The organism is Dongia sp., from assembly GCF_041906375.1.
Lineage (GTDB): Bacteria > Pseudomonadota > Alphaproteobacteria > Dongiales > Dongiaceae > Dongia.
Genome location: NZ_JAYRJJ010000002.1, coordinates 926845 through 942456, shown reverse-complemented (window position 1 = coordinate 942456; position 15612 = coordinate 926845). Strand labels below are relative to the sequence as shown.

The window sequence follows — 15612 nt, the reverse complement described above, 5'->3', positions numbered from 1 at the left end:
CAGCCACATGCACGCGGGTTCAACGACGCGTCAGCCGGAGAGATGGCCGAGTGGCTTAAGGCACACGCTTGGAAAGCGTGCATAGGGTAAAACCTATCGTGGGTTCGAATCCCACTCTCTCCGCCAGTTCAGTCCCTGAGTGGGCACTGAGTTTACGCCACTTTTTCCGGTAAGCGCCTGAAGCAGCCGGGTCTTCGATCCCATGATACGAACCTCGCCGTCTGCGACCTCGACACGCTGCGCGAGCGCGCGCAGGTGGTCGCGGCGATAGCCGCCTCCTTCCAGCCGAATGCGTTCGCGGGCTGTTGCGGCGAACTTGCGCAGCATCTGCGGCGTTACCGCCTTTTGTCCTGAGTTCTGGAGCATGGCCTGCGCCCGGTCTGCATCGGCCTTGGCCTGATCACGAATGGCCTTGAGGCCGTCGATGCGGTCTTTCAGCGCCGGATCGTCCAGATCGGCAACACCTGCCTCGATGGCATCATAGAGGCGCTTGAGGCGCAATTCCGATTCCGCCGAACGCTTATTGAGTTCGGCGATATGCTCGCGGCGGCGCTCTGAATGTTTCTCCCTGCGGTCGAGCGCGGCGGCAAGGACTGTCTCCAGCCGTTCGGGCTGGAGAAGCTGTTGCTCAAGGTGGTCGGCAACCAGATCGTCCAGCTTCTCCATCGGCACGGCCATGCCCTCGCAGGCGGTCGGTCCTTGCCGCGCCTTGATCGAGCAAGCATAGTAGCGATAGCGCCCGCCCTTGCCGGTGCGGATGGTCATGGCTCCGCCGCACTTGGCGCAATGGATCAGGCCGGTGAGCATGGTCGGGCCGCTGATGACGCGGGCGGGCATGACCTTGGGATTGCGGGCCTTGAGCAGCTTCTGAACCGCATCGAAGGTCTCGCGGTCGATGATCGGCGGGACGGGAACCGTCACGATTTCACTGACCGGCTTCAATTCCTTGGTCTTGGACCGCTTGTTGAACTCGTGTTCGCCCATGTAGGTGCGACGTGTCAGGATGCGGTGAACCTGACCGATGCCCCAGCGCCCGCCGTCGCGGGTGAAGATGCGGCGGCTGTTGAGATAGGAGACGATGTTCTTGACGCCCATCTGTCCGGTAGTGCCGTCGCCCTCCAGCGCAAGGCGATAGATCAGCCGCACCGTGTCGGCGTGGAGCGGGTCGATTTCCAGCTTCTTCTTGGTCTTGGCTCCGCGCTGCTCGGCGGCAACGGTGCGATAGCCGATAGGGGGAAGCGAGCCGTTCCAGAAGCCTTGCCGCGCGTTCTCCTTCAAGGCCCGCATGACGTGCTTGGCGTTTTCCTTGGACTGGTATTCATCGAACAGCGCCATGATCTGCCGCATCATGACGTGCATGGGGTCATCCCCCATTTCTTGTGTGATCGAAACCAGCTTCACGCCGTTTTTCGCCAGCTTGCGAACGTAGAACTCAAGCTCGAAGTGATCGCGGAAGAAGCGGCTGAACGAGTGGACCACCACAACATCGAACGGCGTGGGCTTGGATGTTCCTGCCTCGATCATGCGCTGGAACTCGGGGCGGCGGTCATTGGTCGCCGATGCGCCGGGTTCGATGAAGGTTTCGACCAGTTGCAGCCCGCGCGCCTCGCAATAGGCTTCGCCCTGCCGCTTCTGGTCAGGAATGGAAACGTCATGCTCGGCCTGCCGCGCCGTCGAGACACGCAGATAAAGGGCGGCGCGCAGGGGGATTGTCGAAGCGGTCATGCGGGGCCTCTTTGTGCGGCAGCCTCGTCAGGCGATAACACGGCGATACCGAATGGCAGGAAATGCTTCGTGTTGCGGGTGACGATGACAAGTTCATGCGCTGCGGCGGTCCCGGCAATCACGGCGTCAGCCATGCCAGGGTCGTGACCGGCCGCAAGCGCCTTCGCTTCCAGCCGCCCACCAATTGCGGCGGCCTGCGCATCGAAGCCAATGATCTTGTCGTCGTATGTGGAGATAAGACCACTGAGCCATGCTTTCAGGCTCGCGGCCTTCGCCGTTGCCCCTTTGTGGTCGAGGAGCGCGATTCCCTTCTCGATCTCATGGATGGAGACGACCGACAGAAATAGCCGTCCATCGGCGTCCATGCGGTCCAGCCAAGTGAGGAAGTCAGCGGATGCCTCCGACTTCGACGGCGCCAGCACGGAGACGACGTTGGTGTCGAGAAGGAAGCCGCTCAAAGCTCGACATCCCGCGATGGTTTGCGGTTGCGCGGGAACTCTCCGCCTGGGAACGTCCTGAGATAGCTGACAAGGCCCGGCCGTTTGCGATCGAGCGCCTTGCGCGCGATCTCCGCCGCCTCGACCGAAACCAACGCCGCAACGGGCTTGCCATGACGGGTGATGGTCACGATCTCTCCTTTGACGGCTTCATCAACGAGGCTGGAAAATCCAGCCTTGGCGTCTCTGAGGTTGATGGTCAGCATCTCGCGCCTCCATATGTAGACATATGTGACTACATGTAACCCATTGAAGGGCGAATTTCAACGCCGATTTCGACGCATGGAGCATCAGTCGCCGGGGCCGAACAACTCATCGAACAGGTCGCCGAACCATCGCTCGAACACCTCGATCTCGGCTTCCGTGACCGGAACGGGGTCGGGCCAGTCGTCGGTCACGGTCCATGTGCTGAGGTCGTGCTTGGGTGGCCTGCCGGGGAACGGCCACGGATAGCCCAGCAATTCCTCAAGCTGCTCCGACGCCGTGGGCGGTCGTTTGGTGCGTCGGGAACGGGGTGGTGCCTCCGGCTTCTCGTTGTCCCTGCGGTCAATAGTCATTGAGGAAGTCGAACTCGTTGCGCGAACGCGGCCGCCATCCGGCGGGGTTTGCGACCCAGCGGTTGATGTCGGATTCCTTCCATCCCGCGCCGTTGGTGCTGATCTTGATCTGGGTCGGGAACGTGCCCTCCTTGATCTTGCGGTAGATGGTGGACTTGGAGAGACCCGTCCGGGCAAGAACGGTCTTCATGCGGATGATGCGGTCTGGTTGGCGCATGGTCCTGCTGCCTCTTGCTGGTCGTTTCTGACAATTGCAGGGACCAGACAAGGAAACGATTTATCGTTGTGCAACAATTATTTAGGTGTCGTAGTAGTATAGCGTAGAAACGGCGGTAAATAGGATGGTTCTACGCCTACAATCCGATGCTCCTTCCCCTGCCGATACCGTGACTGAGGGCAAGTTGACGGCCAAGCTTCATCCCTGAGTCGAAATCCATGCTGATGCCGAGTTCGCGCTCGCGGCCACGAAGCAGGGAATCCATCTGCGCATCGCGTTCGAGGCTTATCGCCATGTTGCCCATCTCGGCGCGCGCGGCGTGATAGCCGGAATAATTGCCCGCCGCATATTGGCGCTCACCGCTATGTTTGAGGTCGCGGAACCGTTCCACGAAATGATCCGCGCGGCGCTCCGGGCTGGTCCGAATCTCTGTTTCGAGTTGCAGGGCGCGGATAGCGCGATTGACCTTGCCCGATCCCGCCTCATGGGCAAGGCCCTCATCCTTGGCATAGGCCGCTTCCGCATCCTGCCAGCCATAGGGCCGCACCGCATCGAATGCCTTACGGGCATCGACCAGTTCGTCCCATTGTGCGGGGCTTGCCTGGCTCCCGGCATCCTCGGCGTTGAAGACCTGGCCAACGGCATGGGCATGGCGGATGAGCGCCATTCTGCGGGCGTGGCGCATGGCGTCTTCCGGGTCTATTCCGGTGTCCTGCGCTACCGCCTCGATCTCCTGCCTTATGCCCCTGCCGGTCGTCTCCCTTTCCGGCCCTTCTGCACCGTCCCGAAGTTCGCGCACGCTGAAGATGATGTCGCCGATCCGGTCAACGGCATTGTTCCGGGCGTGAACCTGTTCAACCGTAGTATCATGGGCGTGGGACGTAATACCGCGCCTCTCGGCATAGTCCTGCGCCGGTTCGTAATCCATCGCCATGTCCTTGGCCCGGTCGCGCGACAGGGTGTTGATGAGCTTGTCCTGACTGGCGAAGTCGTCGCGGCCATAATGCAGGTCCATGCCGTCGCGGTGGCGGGATAGGGCGACATAGCTGCCGTGGGCGTCCATGCCGGGTGTCGCCAGCACATGCGTCCGGTCCACCGTCATGCCCTGCGCCTTGTGGATGGTCGCGGCATAGCCGTGGTCAATGCGATTGTAGTCTTTCAAATCGAAAGCGACGGAACGGCCATCGTCGGTCTGCACCGTCATGCTCTGCGCGCTGACCTGTTCAATGGTCCCCAACGTGCCGTTCTTCACGCCAAGCCCGCGCTCGTTTTGCAGGAACATGACCCGATCCCCGGCGGCAAAGCTGCGTTCTCCGCGCTCGACCGTGACGCGCACATCCTCGCCGAGATCGCCCGCCGCTCGCATTCGGTCGCGGGCGGCTTCATTGAGTTCGCGCACCTCCGCATTGGTATGGGTGAGGATGATGCGGCTGGCATCCGGCGACGCCTGCCGGTCGCGGTCCCAGCGGTCGATCAGATCGCCCCGCGCCTGTTCCCGCGTTTCGGCCGGATGCACCATGTCGTGACGGTCATAGGCATGGATCGCCGCGCCGGTCCTGCCGGTCGCCAGATCGCGGGTAGCATCACGCTGCCAGTCTTCGCGCTGGCGGCGGACCTCGCCGATTTCCGCGCCGCCATGACGCTCATGGATCGAGCGGAACGCCGCACCTGCTTCGATAGATTGAAGCTGCTGCGGATCGCCGACCAGCACGACCTTTGCGCCAGCCTCGGCGGCATGGGACAGCAAGCGCTCCAACTGCCGCGTGCCGACCATGCCCGCCTCGTCGATGACAAGCACGTCGCGGCTGGTGAGCATGTCGCGGCCCTGGTTCCAGCCGTGTTCCATGCTGGCGATGGTGCGGGACGCAATGCCCGATCCGCCTTCCAGATTCTCCGCCGCGATGCCGGACAGGGCAACGCCCCGGACCTCGTAGCCCGCCGCCTCCCATGCCTCGCGCGCCACGCCGAGCATGGCGCTCTTTCCGGTTCCGGCATAGCCGACGACAATGCCAAGGTCGCGTCCGTCCGTGACATGCGCCAGCGCGTCGGCCTGCTCGCCCGACAGGACAAGGCCGCGCTGTTCGGCACGGGCCAACGCGGCCTCTGTGTCCCTGCTGCTGACCTCGTGCAATTCCTTCTCGGCCATGAGTTCGGCAGCGCGGTGCAGGCGCTGTTCGGCCTCGATCATCTCGCGCGTGGTGAACCGATCCTCGCCGCGTCCGTCCTGCCCGAGTTCGACCAGATCGGGCGAACCGCGCATCGCGCCCATGACCTCGTTAAACTGCTCGATGCCGTCACTGTGCCGGTGGGCGAACATCGCCATGTCGCGCCGCGTGAAGGTCGATTGCTGATGCGTGATCGCGTCCAGTGCGATTGAAGGATCGGCGATGATCCGCGCGCCATTGTTGCGGGCGATCTCCCGGTGCATCTCGGCGCGGTCGGCAGCTTCAATGCCTTCGGCTTCGATGCGTTGTGCTGGCGCGCCGATCTGGCTTTGCGGCTCAAGCCCGATGCCCTGCGCTTCAAGGCTGCGGTGATCAATCCTTGCGTCTATGTCGAGTTCGGCAAGCCGTTCGTTGACATGCTCGGCCCAACGCTCGCGCCAACGCTCGACCATCTCCGTCCGGTTCCAGTCCCGAACCTTCTTGCCGAATCCGTTCTCGTCCACGCTGCGCATGGTGAGCATGACATGGGCATGGGGCTTCGGCATCCCGTCCTCGCCTATGTCCCAATGCACATTCAAATCGGCGATCATGCCCTGATCGACAAATTCGGCTTGCGCAAAATCGCGGGCAAGCTTGATGCCCTGCGCCTGCGTCATCTCGCGCGGAATGGCGAACTCAACCTCACGGGCTAGCTGGGCGTCCTTCCTGACCTCGAACGCCTCGACATCGTTCCAGAGCCGTTCGCGGTCGCTCCATTGCTCGGGGACATTCTCCGGTAACATGACTTCGGAATGGACAACGCCGCGCTTGTTGGAAAAGTCCTGCACGCGGTCGATGCGCTCGTCGCGCAGCCGCGAGGCCGAGCGGTAGGCGGCGGACGCCACCGCGCTCGATCCGGCCTTGCGGCCGATGACCTTTACGTGAAGATGATAGATCGCCATCGCGATCAAGCATTGCCACGGCCAAGTGCACGTCGGAACGACGTATAAGCGCGCCCTCCCTCGAAAAAATCTCGGAAGGGACCGGGCCGTGCCACACTGTCCCGGCAACATTACTGCGTTCGGCAGCCTGCGCAACTATCCTTACCGCATCAACCACTTGCGACCGGGAAAGGACACGACGATGCGGAAACCCAGAGACTATGACGCGGAACTCAAGGCGCTGGAGAACAAGGCGCGGGAACTCAAGATACGGAAGGTGCAGCAGCTTGGCGAACTGGTCATCGCCACCGGAGCCGATGCCCTCACCGCCGACGAATTGGCCGGTGCGCTCGTCGCGCTGGCCGAAACCAAGGATGCCGGAAAGAGGGAGGCATGGGCCAGGCGCGGCGCTGCGTTCTTTCAAGGCCGGTCGCGGCGATCTGCTCCGGCATCTGACCGCGACACTGGCGGCGCTCCAACGCAACCGGGCAGCGCGCAACCGGCATGAGGCACAACGGGCGCGGCATGACATGCGGACATGGCAGATCGAGCGCCGCAAGCGAACGCGGCATCTGATCGAACTCGGCGGCCTCGTCGTCAAGGCGGGCGTCGTGGACCTGACCAATGATGACCGCGCCATGATCTACGGCGCGATGATCTGGATCGCCGAAAAGCTCAACAGCGAAGACGGCGAACATGCACGCGATACATGGACGAAACTTGGAAAGATGGCGTTCAAGATGGAGCGTCCGGCAGGCCCAAACGACAGAGTGCAGCCGCAGCCGGATCGGGCGTGACCGATGGCGGGCGGCGCGGAGACCTCACATATCGCAGCGCCGCCCGCCATCGCGCGGCGAAGCCGCTCAAATACAGCTCATCCGACACTAGGGCAGGCGGCTCAAGCCGCAGACCTTAAACGCGGCGAATATTTCAAGGAACGACATTGGCTTCCAACTCATCAAATGCAAGAATCAAGTCACTTCGTATTGAGTAGAAATCCCGGTGCTTCAGCCTGCGCGTCGCTGCACCGGATCGCTGACTGCGAGGATGCGCCGTGGTCGATTCCAGGCGCAAGTCGTGAAGCCGGAGAAAACAAGGCATCAGTTGTGGCAAATGAGGTAGCAGCGTTTGGTCCCTCAAGGCAGCGCCATAACTCGGACGCTGCCTGCCTGGTTTCAGGCGCGAATAGATGTGGGAGAACACTTCATCGCACCAGCTATCCAGCTGGACCAGAAACGCGTCAATGTTCGACTCATGATTCCTCTTGAGGAAGATCGTCATGCGCTCGGCATGGCCGTGAGCAGCACCGAAAAACACCTTCCAATCATAGGCGGTTTGATTTCGTTTCAGGATATACGCCAGAATCTCATTGATGCGGCTGCTCGGCTGGCCAACGGAGCGAATGATGCGGGCCGCCTTCAAGCTATGCTTGGCAGTTGTCTCCACATCGCCATAAGGCCTTGTCAGCCTGAGATTGTCGTCGATCAACCTACCGGCGGCAATGCGCGCCACCTCGGATTCTGCGTCCCGCATTTGGCAATTCACGAAGTCGGCGTAGGTTGCCGCGCCAAAGAGATCGGCGGTCAGTTCACGAAAAGCGCATTTTCTGACCCACCAATCTTTTTCGCCGGAAACGATGGCATCGTATTCCGCGAAGGTAATTGTCTTTGCGCTCAAAGCCCAACCGATCAAGGCTTCCTTGTAGCTTGGCTGTAATTGAATAACGCCGGGCTTGGGGCGTAACAGTCGATCCGCACAAACCTTGCCAAACGACGCCGTGACAGCGGGAGGGCATTTGCCCAAGCATGATCGAAGCAATTGCGCGTTGACGGCGTGATACAACTCGTTTGCCGAAACGTAGTTCTCAATCTCTTTGGCAAGAACATTGGGAATCTTGGCGTAGGCCGCGATGTAGCGGCAAATTCCGGGTGCGTGTTCGGGGTGCCGGTGCAGCACCTTCATCAAGCGGGCGTTGAGCCTGTGGTTTGGTGTGGCGTGCGCCAAAAGGTATTTGAAGCGCGTCACGCTTTCCGGCGCGACTCTGCCGTTACGGGTTAGCCCTAGAAGCCGGGACGCAAGCTTCTTCTGATTGACGATTGGTTTGATGGAGGGTTCGGGCGGTCGGCTGACTGACTTTACCTCGTCGCGTGGATCGGCGATTTTTCGTATGTTGATTTTTGCCGTCTGGGGGAAAAGGCCAATTTCCTTGGAAGCGATGTCAAGCGCAATGAGTTTGCGTCGCAATTCCTCCTCACTTTTCGCCAGAATCTTGATGTCATCGACATAGCGAAGATAGACGGTTTTCCTGCCGCGCTCCCCCGCCGTGTCGATATGCTGCAATACTGCTTCGGAGAGCATCCCGGACGCGAGCGGACCCTGCGGGATTCCGTGTTCGTGATAGATATTTTCCTGACCGTTGCTCCAAGTGCTAGATGTCCAGAATTTCAGGCATCGCAGTAGGAAATCAATCGTATCTTCATCTATCCCAAGGGCAACAAGGAAATGCCGCAGCACATGATGGTCGATGGAATCGTAGAACGCGGCCAGGTCGAAATTGGCAACATAGTGGTGCCCATCGTTGAAAGCCTGCTCGATCCTGTTCCCGAACTTTCGATAACTCCGCTGCCATTGAAGGTAGAAGAACGGCGACGATTTTCCCGCGTACAGGTGGGCAAAGACGCGCTTTTCGTAACGCTGACGAGTCTTCCGTTTGAGCGTATCCGCAATCAGGTTGACGCACGCCTGATAGACGATCTGATCTTCGACTGTCAGGAGAGTGATCGGACGTAGCGTGCCCGATGGCTTCGGTAGAAGAAGTTTTGACGCATGGGAAACCTGATAGCGTTCCTTCAACCCCTCATTGCGAATCCATTTGAGATGGGTGTCAGACGCGATGGCGAAGGCATCGTATGAGTCGCGGAAGTATGACTTGTATTGCGCATCGGGATTGGACATCACCCAGCGGTAGGCACGCCGTAAATTGTTCAGATTGAATACGGCCTCAAGATCGCTCACGGTCTAAGCGCGCCCGCCACCGTCCGACCGCACCAGCCGCGCCGCTGCCGGGTCGTAGATATAATCCGTGATCGTGCCGTCCTTGATCCGCTCCACGGCATCTTCCACGACGAAGCGCGGCACAAGGAACCATTCGCGCGGCACAATCGGGTTGCCGAAACGGTCCTTGATCTCGATGTCCAGTTGAGCAGGAGCAAAGATGCGGTGGATCAGGTTTTCGAGCTTCACGCGGTTGATGTTGTAGAGCGTGTAGGTGGCGACCACCTCGACCTCGGCCATGAGGAAGGTTGGATCGAGCCTAGCATTGGCAAGACGGCGGGTAATGTCGCCACCGGTCACGCCGATCTTGTGCAGAACGTCGCGGTTGGCCGAGACAAGCGGATGATCGGACTTGCTGCGAAGGACGTAGATGGTTCCGCTCGCAATATCCTCGTCGTCGCTTTCGCCGGTGAACAGCGGGCCGGCGCTCGGCTCGGTGATGCGCCGTCCGGCCTCGTCCTTGTAGAGCGCCCGTTGTAGCGAACGGCGCAGGAGGTTGCTTTCCGTCATGTTGGAATAGACCACGCGCAAGCGGGCGTCGGTTTCCCCGTTCGGCGCGCGGAAGGTTTCGCCCACTTCGGCGACATAGGCGACCTGACCGCCAAGGATAAAAAATTGCCCCTCGGTGATGTCCGCTTTCAGGAAACCGGCATCCTTCACAAACTGCCGGGTCGTGCGAACGCCGGAATCTAAGTCGATCCGCACCTGCTCGAACAGGGGCTTGAACCTGTCGAAGTCGGGACAACGCTCCCGGTTGGCGATCTCCTCGGCGGCGCGTTTCTCGGCGGTGGAGCGAACATGACGAAGCTCGGTGATTTCGGAAGCACCTGCGGCCCCGGCAAGCTCGGCCATGAGCGCGTCGGCGTCCATTTCCTCGGGCATCGCGGGCGCGGCGATTTCCGTGCTGGACAAAAGCCCCTGACGGTCGAGCGGTGCTAGAAGCGAACGGCACTCCTCCAAAGCACCAAGCCGGTCCAGCCTCACGGCATAGAGCCGCTCGAATATATCGCGGTCCTCGCCATGCTGCGGCGCGCGTCCATGTTCGTCGGCGAACCGCTGGATTTCCTCGAACCCGGCGATGATGCGTTCCTCGCGAGGGCCGCGCCCTACTTTCTTTTCCGGCTGGGCGAAGTCGGCCAGTTCGTCGCGCAGTTCGTCAAGGTCAAGGTCACTCATAGCGCCCCTCATCCTTGAAGCGCACGAAAGCAGCGGCACCTTCGGCCATGCGCTTTTCCCATGCGTCGGTAGAACTGATGGACGGAAGCCGCCCGCGTTCTTTCTTGAACTGGACCGCCCGGAAGGCAAGTTGCTTGGCTTCCTCCGGGGTGAGACTGGTGCGGCGGGCGGAAATGGCGGCGGCGACTTGTTTAAGGCTTTCCTCGCTCATGGTCTTGGCGAGGATGGCATAGGCTTCCTGAAACGGATTGATCCGGTCGATCAGGTCAATGTCGAGTTCGCGCACGTCCATCGCAAATTTGCGAACGCCGTCGATCAGCGCCGTGTTCGCGCCCGGCTCGTCGCCGGAACCGTCGCCACCAAGGGCGATCTTTTTGGCTTGCTGGGTGAGATTGAGGGCAGCGATGGCGTGCTGGCGCACGGCCTCTTGGTCCTCCTCGTCCAGTTCGGGATATTTATCCTTGATAATCTTGCCCAAGCGAAGCTGGGTCAGTTCCTCGGGAACCAGCTCCTCATCGAACAGGCCGCGCTCGATAGAAGGCTTGTCCTGCACGAAGCTGGCGATCACTTCGTTCAAATCCTCTCGGCAGATGCGGGCAGCCTCCGAGGTTTTGGGTTCGGCAAGCCCCTTGATCTCGATCTGGAAGACGCCGCGCTCCTCGTTGAAGCCGACATTGCATTTGTCAGGCTGATAGCCATCGTCGCCGTAGCTAAAACCGGGTTCGGCGGTGCTGGTCGCAAAATTTTTCGGCTTGAACTCGAAGCGGGGCGCAAGCACCTGCTCCATAAGCAAGCTGGCGGCGATGGCCTTCAAGGTGTCGTTGACCGCCTCCGTCACGGCGGATTCGGCGGCATCCGGCTCGGCGATCAGGTTGGTGAAGCGGGCGCGGGTCTTGCCCGGCGCGTCGCGGGTAGCGCGACCGATGATCTGCACGATCTCGGTCAGGCTGGAACGATAGCCCACGGTCAGCGCGTGTTCGCACCAAATCCAGTCGAAGCCTTCCTTCGCCATGCCAAGCGCAATGATGATGTCTACATGATCGCGGTTGTTCTTCTGCGCGGGATCTTTGAGCGCGGCGGAAACGCGATCTCGCTTGGCTGCATCATCGTCCACAAGGTCGGCGATACGAAGGACGCGGCCTTCCGGCGTCTTGACCAACTGGAAGCCTGTGGCCGGGTCGATGCCCTGCCATTCGCCAAGCTCCTCGATGATGTGTTCGACTTCCTTGATCTTCTGTCCGGTGCTTTCCCGCGAATTGACGTTGGGGATGTGGATGATGGTTTTCTCGGCTGGGTCCAGCACGGCAAGGATGTCGTCGGAGTAAGCGCCGGAGTAGAAGAAATAGCCGATGTCGAGCGATTTCAGATACTCGTAGCCGTTTAGCTGCTCGTAATAGGTGTAGGTGACGGTATCGAAATTGGCCTCGTCCTGCGGGGCAAGAACGGCCTCGGCGTCGCCCCGAAAATAGCTGCCGGTCATGGCGACGATATGCACGTTGTTCCGGGCGATGAACTGACCCAGGTGCAGGCCCAACTTGTTATCGGGGTTTGCGGAAACGTGGTGGAACTCGTCCACCGCGATCAGCCGGTTGTCGAACGCCTCCACGCCGAACCTGTCCACCGCGAAGCGGAAGGTCGCATGGGTGCAGACCAATACCCTGTCATCGCTTTCAAGAAAGGCCCCGACGCTGTTGACCTTGCCGCCATCCTCGCCGGGAGCATTGCAGAGATTCCATTTTGGCGTCACGGTCCAATCGGCCCAAAATCCGAACTTGGTCAGCGGCTCGTCGGCGAAGCTGGAACCGATGCTTTTCTCCGGCACGACGATGATCGCCTGTTTCAGCCCTTGGTTCGCCAGCTTGTCGAGTGCGACAAACATGAGGGCGCGGCTCTTGCCGGACGCCGGAGGCGACTTGATAAGGAGATATTGCTCGCCGCGCTTCTCATAGGCGCGTTCCTGCATCGGCCTCATGCCAAGGGCATTGGCCTTGTTGGTGCTGCCGTTGCGGGCATAGGAAACCGAGACGGAGGGAACTGATTTCTTTTCGATGGTCACGCTGTTGCCCCCGCCTTCCGTTTCTTCGCTGTTCCCGCCGATGCGGTCATCTTGGTATAAAGGTCGAACAGCTTTTCCAGCCGCTCTGTATCGTTGCGAAACCGCCGCCCGATATAGATGCGCTCCAACACTTCGTCGTTGCGTTCATGTGCTTCACGCAAATCGTCGGGCATCTTCTCAGGGTCGTAAAGATCGGCGATGGTCGCTGGGAAATGCGCCTCCCGCGCCAACAGGATGTCCTCGGCGCAGCGGGTCAGGTCAGCCATGTTTTTCTCGGTCAAGGGCACGAGAGGAAATGCGTTCCAACCTATAGTATTTGAATACGAGTAGCGAAGCTCAAAACGGGCACAAACGGCGGAAAGCCAGGCCAAATGCATTCGTGATGACGCAACGGAAAAATTCCAAAGCGGAGCATCGTAGATCGCAAAGTTCCTATTGGAATGGATCGTAAAATTGTCTGTCAGACCAACGGTAAAACAAGCTCGGTTCTCTGAGGAAACGGCTGGCACTGCTATGGTGTAATTTTTAGCGACCGCTTGAATTTGCCTAAATCGATGAGGAAAGGCAGCAGCGGGCCGTGTTTCCGCCGCCTTGCTGGACATGCGAAAATCAGCGACCTTGGACAGCCGCTCAGCGATAGGTGGGTACTTTTCTGCTTCCGCCCTCTCATGATCTTCTATCCAGAGACAATATCTATAAAGCCCTTGAATAAGCTCTTTGGAACCCAGAAAAGTGCGAACGAACTTGGCTGCTTCAGGATAGGTTGCGAGAAGTTGATTCTTTTCGGCCATGTCCATAATGAGATAACCGCCATCGGTTGGCTTATTGCCCCAGAACATTTTTGACTGTGGACCGAGTGTTGATGATCGACCTTCCACAATGATATTTTTCGCGGGCGCCAAATATGCATTGATGTTCGGAACATCTTTCGAGATCACCGAACCGTCTTCCGCGATAGAAAATAGGCGGCGCGACTTCCCAAATTGATTGCCGATCCCAACGATTACAACAGTGACGCCTGCATTGTAGCTAGCGAGGTTTGCCCATTTGAACGATGTGTGGGCAAAACCAATTTCATGACCCGTCCCAAATATGAGAGGCCAGAGGATGGCGACAAGCTGACCTTGGCAAATCGAATTGGTGGACACGAATGCTGAGATGGCGTTCGTGTGCGTGCCGTAATCGGCCGCCTTCATGAACCAACCCGCTACGTAGTCGAGGGACTTCCAGCTTCGGGTGCGATGACCAAATATCGACTCCAAATCCGCCTTTTGTTCAGCGGTTTGCCAAGTGAAGCCTAGATACGGCGGATTCCCGCAAATATACGTCTCACCGCCTTCATTCTCGAAGTCGATCTGCGCCTGATCAAGCGGCGTGTGGAACAGATCATCGGCCCGGTGCTTCACACCTGTCCCGGTCGGCGGGCAGATGGAAAGCCAGTCGAGCCGCAGGGCGTTACCGCAGGTGATCCAGTTCTCGGCGTCGAGTGGCAAGAAATCTTGAAGGGCGTCCTTCTGTCCACGATAAAGCACATCACACTGATATTCGGCGATGATAAGGGCCAGCCGGGCGATCTCAGCGGGGAAGTCACGTAGCTCGATGCCCCGGAAGTTGGTCAGCGGAATATCCGACTTCCGCCCTGCCTCGCCACGACGCTCGTTGATTTCGGCTTCGATGGCTCGCATTTCCTTGTAGGCGATCACAAGGAAGTTGCCGGAGCCGCAAGCCGGGTCGAAAACCCGGATACGGGCCATGCGGTTGCGGAGATTGAGGAGCTTGCGGGGATTGTCGTCCGCCTCGGCCAGATGCTCGCGCAAATCGTCCAGAAAGAGCGGATTCAGCACTTTCAGGATGTTGGGGACGGATGTGTAGTGCATCCCCAAGGCCCCGCGCTCATCGTCGTCGGCGACAGCCTGAATCATGGACCCGAAAATATCCGGGTTGATCTTCCGCCAATCGAGATTGCCGATGTGGAGCAAATAGGTTCGGGCGATCTTGCTGAAATGTGGCACGTCCAGACTGCCAGAAAACAGCCCGCCGTTGACATAGGGAAACACATCGGCCCAACGGGGCAGCGCGGCGCTAGCCCGGTCCTTGATCGGCGTGTTCATAGCGCGGAAAATTTCGCCGATCACCTCATGGGTGTTCGCCGAATCCCGTGCGCTCATCTGGTCGATGGTGGCGGTGAACAGGCCGGTGCCGTTAAAGATGTCGGTATCTTCCGCGAAGAAACAGAAGATCAGCCGGGCCATGAAGTGATTCATGTCCGGGCGGCGCTCGGCGCTCCCCCAATCGGGATTGTCTTTCAGCAGTTCGACATAGAGCTTGTTGAGGCGGCTCGTGGCGCGGATGTCGAATGAACTGTCCCGCACCTGCTTGACGGTGGTGATCCCGGCAAGCGGCAGGAAGAATCCGAAATGGTTCGGGAAATCGGTATAGGCGCAGGCAACGGTTTCGCCAGATTCGAGGTCTTCGGCCTCGAAGGTCACGCCATCGGTGGCAAGGACGAACTTGGCCTTGCCGCGCGTCGTGGCGGGGCTGGCCCGCAGCTCGGCAAGCGTTTCCGTCACGCTGCCGGGATCAGCAGCGGCGATATGGATGTTATTGGTCTGGAGAACGCCTCCCACGTCGGACTTGTTCGACGCACCCGAACGCAGCCGCTTGATGGTTGTGGCCTTGTTGCCGAAGGCTTCGAGGAAAGCGAACGGGAATTCTGTCGCGTCGAACGGCTGCTCGGCGAGCGCGGATATGGCCTCTTCAATCTCGACGGCGTTCATGCGTTCCTCCGCTTTCCGTGGTCGATGCACGGAAAGGCTCAACCTTGATCTTCTTGGCCCGGCGCATGACCTCGGCCAGCTCATAATCGAGCTGCCGCATCAGCCACTCACGGGCAGGTGTGCCGAACGCCTTTTCCAGCCGGACAGCCATCTCCGGCGAAATCCCCGACCGGGCGTTCAGCAGATTGCTGAGAGTCTGTCGGTCCACACCAAGAACCCGAGCCGCGTCGGTGACGCTCAACCCGTTCTTTTCAAGGCAATCCTGCCGGACTGTCGTTCCTGGGTGCATCGTCAGTGATTCTCACCAAGCCCTCCTGGGAGGAACGCTATAGTGATAATCGACACTCGACAACTTGAATCATGCCGATTGCCGTGATGATCCCCGGTAGCGAGACGGATCTGGCGATGCAGGATCAACCGGAACGCCGAAGATTCGTCAGAGTTGAGCGGAAATCATAGTGCTATAGC

Annotated in this window: 13 protein-coding genes and 1 tRNA gene; 3 read left to right on the top strand and 11 right to left on the bottom strand. The window is 59.7% G+C overall.

The window, feature by feature from the left end; translation table 11 throughout:
- The first annotated feature begins 36 nt into the window (after positions 1-36).
- Positions 37-126: transfer RNA gene (locus ACE3OA_RS11290), tRNA-Ser, on the top strand.
- Here the strand turns inward: ACE3OA_RS11290 and ACE3OA_RS11285 are convergent.
- The 6 genes from ACE3OA_RS11285 to traA form a co-directional block, all read right to left on the bottom strand.
- Positions 94-1725, bottom strand: a complete 1632-nt coding sequence (locus tag ACE3OA_RS11285; RefSeq protein WP_374310854.1) for a recombinase family protein — start codon at positions 1723-1725, stop codon at positions 94-96. The two genes, ACE3OA_RS11290 and ACE3OA_RS11285, sit on opposite strands and share 33 nt — an antisense overlap.
- A complete protein-coding gene (locus ACE3OA_RS11280) occupies positions 1722-2183 on the bottom strand; it encodes a type II toxin-antitoxin system VapC family toxin (RefSeq protein ID WP_374310853.1) in 462 nt (153 codons plus the stop codon). The genes ACE3OA_RS11285 and ACE3OA_RS11280 overlap by 4 nt, the downstream gene beginning before the upstream one ends.
- The gene (locus ACE3OA_RS11275) at positions 2180-2428 is read right to left on the bottom strand and encodes a type II toxin-antitoxin system Phd/YefM family antitoxin (RefSeq protein WP_310459440.1); all 249 of its coding nucleotides are present in this window, start codon (positions 2426-2428) and stop codon (positions 2180-2182) included. Before ACE3OA_RS11275 ends, ACE3OA_RS11280 begins: the two co-directional genes overlap by 4 nt.
- A gap of 84 nt (positions 2429-2512) precedes the next feature.
- On the bottom strand, positions 2513-2779 hold the full coding sequence (locus ACE3OA_RS11270; RefSeq protein WP_374310852.1) for a hypothetical protein: 267 nt from the start codon (positions 2777-2779) through the stop codon (positions 2513-2515).
- Positions 2769-2996: a helix-turn-helix transcriptional regulator gene (locus ACE3OA_RS11265; protein WP_374310851.1), complete on the bottom strand. Its 228-nt coding sequence runs from the start codon at positions 2994-2996 to the stop codon at positions 2769-2771. The genes ACE3OA_RS11270 and ACE3OA_RS11265 overlap by 11 nt, the downstream gene beginning before the upstream one ends.
- A gap of 136 nt (positions 2997-3132) precedes the next feature.
- Positions 3133-6102, bottom strand: a complete 2970-nt coding sequence (gene traA, locus ACE3OA_RS11260; RefSeq protein WP_374310850.1) for a Ti-type conjugative transfer relaxase TraA — start codon at positions 6100-6102, stop codon at positions 3133-3135.
- A 181-nt stretch (positions 6103-6283) separates the two neighbouring features.
- On the opposite strand from traA, the gene ACE3OA_RS11255 reads away from it, so the two are divergent.
- On the top strand, positions 6284-6589 hold the full coding sequence (locus tag ACE3OA_RS11255) for a conjugal transfer protein TraD (protein WP_374310849.1): 306 nt from the start codon (positions 6284-6286) through the stop codon (positions 6587-6589).
- A gap of 22 nt (positions 6590-6611) precedes the next feature.
- Positions 6612-6878, top strand: a complete 267-nt coding sequence (locus ACE3OA_RS11250; protein ID WP_374310848.1) for a conjugal transfer protein TraD — start codon at positions 6612-6614, stop codon at positions 6876-6878.
- A 133-nt stretch (positions 6879-7011) separates the two neighbouring features.
- Here ACE3OA_RS11250 and ACE3OA_RS11245 read toward each other — a convergent pair whose 3' ends face one another.
- Genes ACE3OA_RS11245 through ACE3OA_RS11225 form a run of 5 tightly spaced genes read right to left on the bottom strand, consistent with a single transcriptional unit; the run spans position 7012 to position 15433 of the window.
- Positions 7012-9096, bottom strand: coding sequence for an RNA-directed DNA polymerase (locus ACE3OA_RS11245; RefSeq protein ID WP_374310847.1), 2085 nt, complete (start codon positions 9094-9096; stop codon positions 7012-7014).
- A 3-nt stretch (positions 9097-9099) separates the two neighbouring features.
- Positions 9100-10311: a GIY-YIG nuclease family protein gene (locus ACE3OA_RS11240; RefSeq protein ID WP_374310846.1), complete on the bottom strand. Its 1212-nt coding sequence runs from the start codon at positions 10309-10311 to the stop codon at positions 9100-9102.
- Positions 10304-12367, bottom strand: a complete 2064-nt coding sequence (locus ACE3OA_RS11235; RefSeq protein ID WP_374310844.1) for a DEAD/DEAH box helicase — start codon at positions 12365-12367, stop codon at positions 10304-10306. Before ACE3OA_RS11235 ends, ACE3OA_RS11240 begins: the two co-directional genes overlap by 8 nt.
- Entirely contained in the window at positions 12364-15144 is a 2781-nt protein-coding gene (locus ACE3OA_RS11230; RefSeq protein ID WP_374310843.1) for a class I SAM-dependent DNA methyltransferase, read from the bottom strand. The genes ACE3OA_RS11235 and ACE3OA_RS11230 overlap by 4 nt, the downstream gene beginning before the upstream one ends.
- Positions 15125-15433 (bottom strand): HigA family addiction module antitoxin, encoded by a 309-nt coding sequence (locus tag ACE3OA_RS11225; RefSeq protein WP_374310842.1) that lies wholly within the window; start codon positions 15431-15433, stop codon positions 15125-15127. The genes ACE3OA_RS11230 and ACE3OA_RS11225 overlap by 20 nt, the downstream gene beginning before the upstream one ends.
- Positions 15434-15612 lie beyond the last annotated feature (179 nt).

Excerpts from the sequence above, each read along its gene's own strand:
- ACE3OA_RS11285 (WP_374310854.1), bottom strand. The coding sequence starts at position 1,725 with ATGACCGCTTCGACAATCCCCCTGCGCGCCGCCCTTTATCTGCGTGTC.
- ACE3OA_RS11275 (WP_310459440.1), bottom strand. The coding sequence starts at position 2,428 with ATGCTGACCATCAACCTCAGAGACGCCAAGGCTGGATTTTCCAGCCTC.
- ACE3OA_RS11270 (WP_374310852.1), bottom strand. The coding sequence starts at position 2,779 with ATGACTATTGACCGCAGGGACAACGAGAAGCCGGAGGCACCACCCCGT.
- ACE3OA_RS11265 (WP_374310851.1), bottom strand. The coding sequence starts at position 2,996 with ATGCGCCAACCAGACCGCATCATCCGCATGAAGACCGTTCTTGCCCGG.
- traA (WP_374310850.1), bottom strand. The coding sequence starts at position 6,102 with ATGGCGATCTATCATCTTCACGTAAAGGTCATCGGCCGCAAGGCCGGA.
- ACE3OA_RS11255 (WP_374310849.1), top strand. The coding sequence starts at position 6,284 with ATGCGGAAACCCAGAGACTATGACGCGGAACTCAAGGCGCTGGAGAAC.
- ACE3OA_RS11250 (WP_374310848.1), top strand. The coding sequence starts at position 6,612 with ATGCGGACATGGCAGATCGAGCGCCGCAAGCGAACGCGGCATCTGATC.
- ACE3OA_RS11240 (WP_374310846.1), bottom strand. The coding sequence starts at position 10,311 with ATGAGTGACCTTGACCTTGACGAACTGCGCGACGAACTGGCCGACTTC.
- ACE3OA_RS11230 (WP_374310843.1), bottom strand. The coding sequence starts at position 15,144 with ATGAACGCCGTCGAGATTGAAGAGGCCATATCCGCGCTCGCCGAGCAG.
- ACE3OA_RS11225 (WP_374310842.1), bottom strand. The coding sequence starts at position 15,433 with ATGCACCCAGGAACGACAGTCCGGCAGGATTGCCTTGAAAAGAACGGG.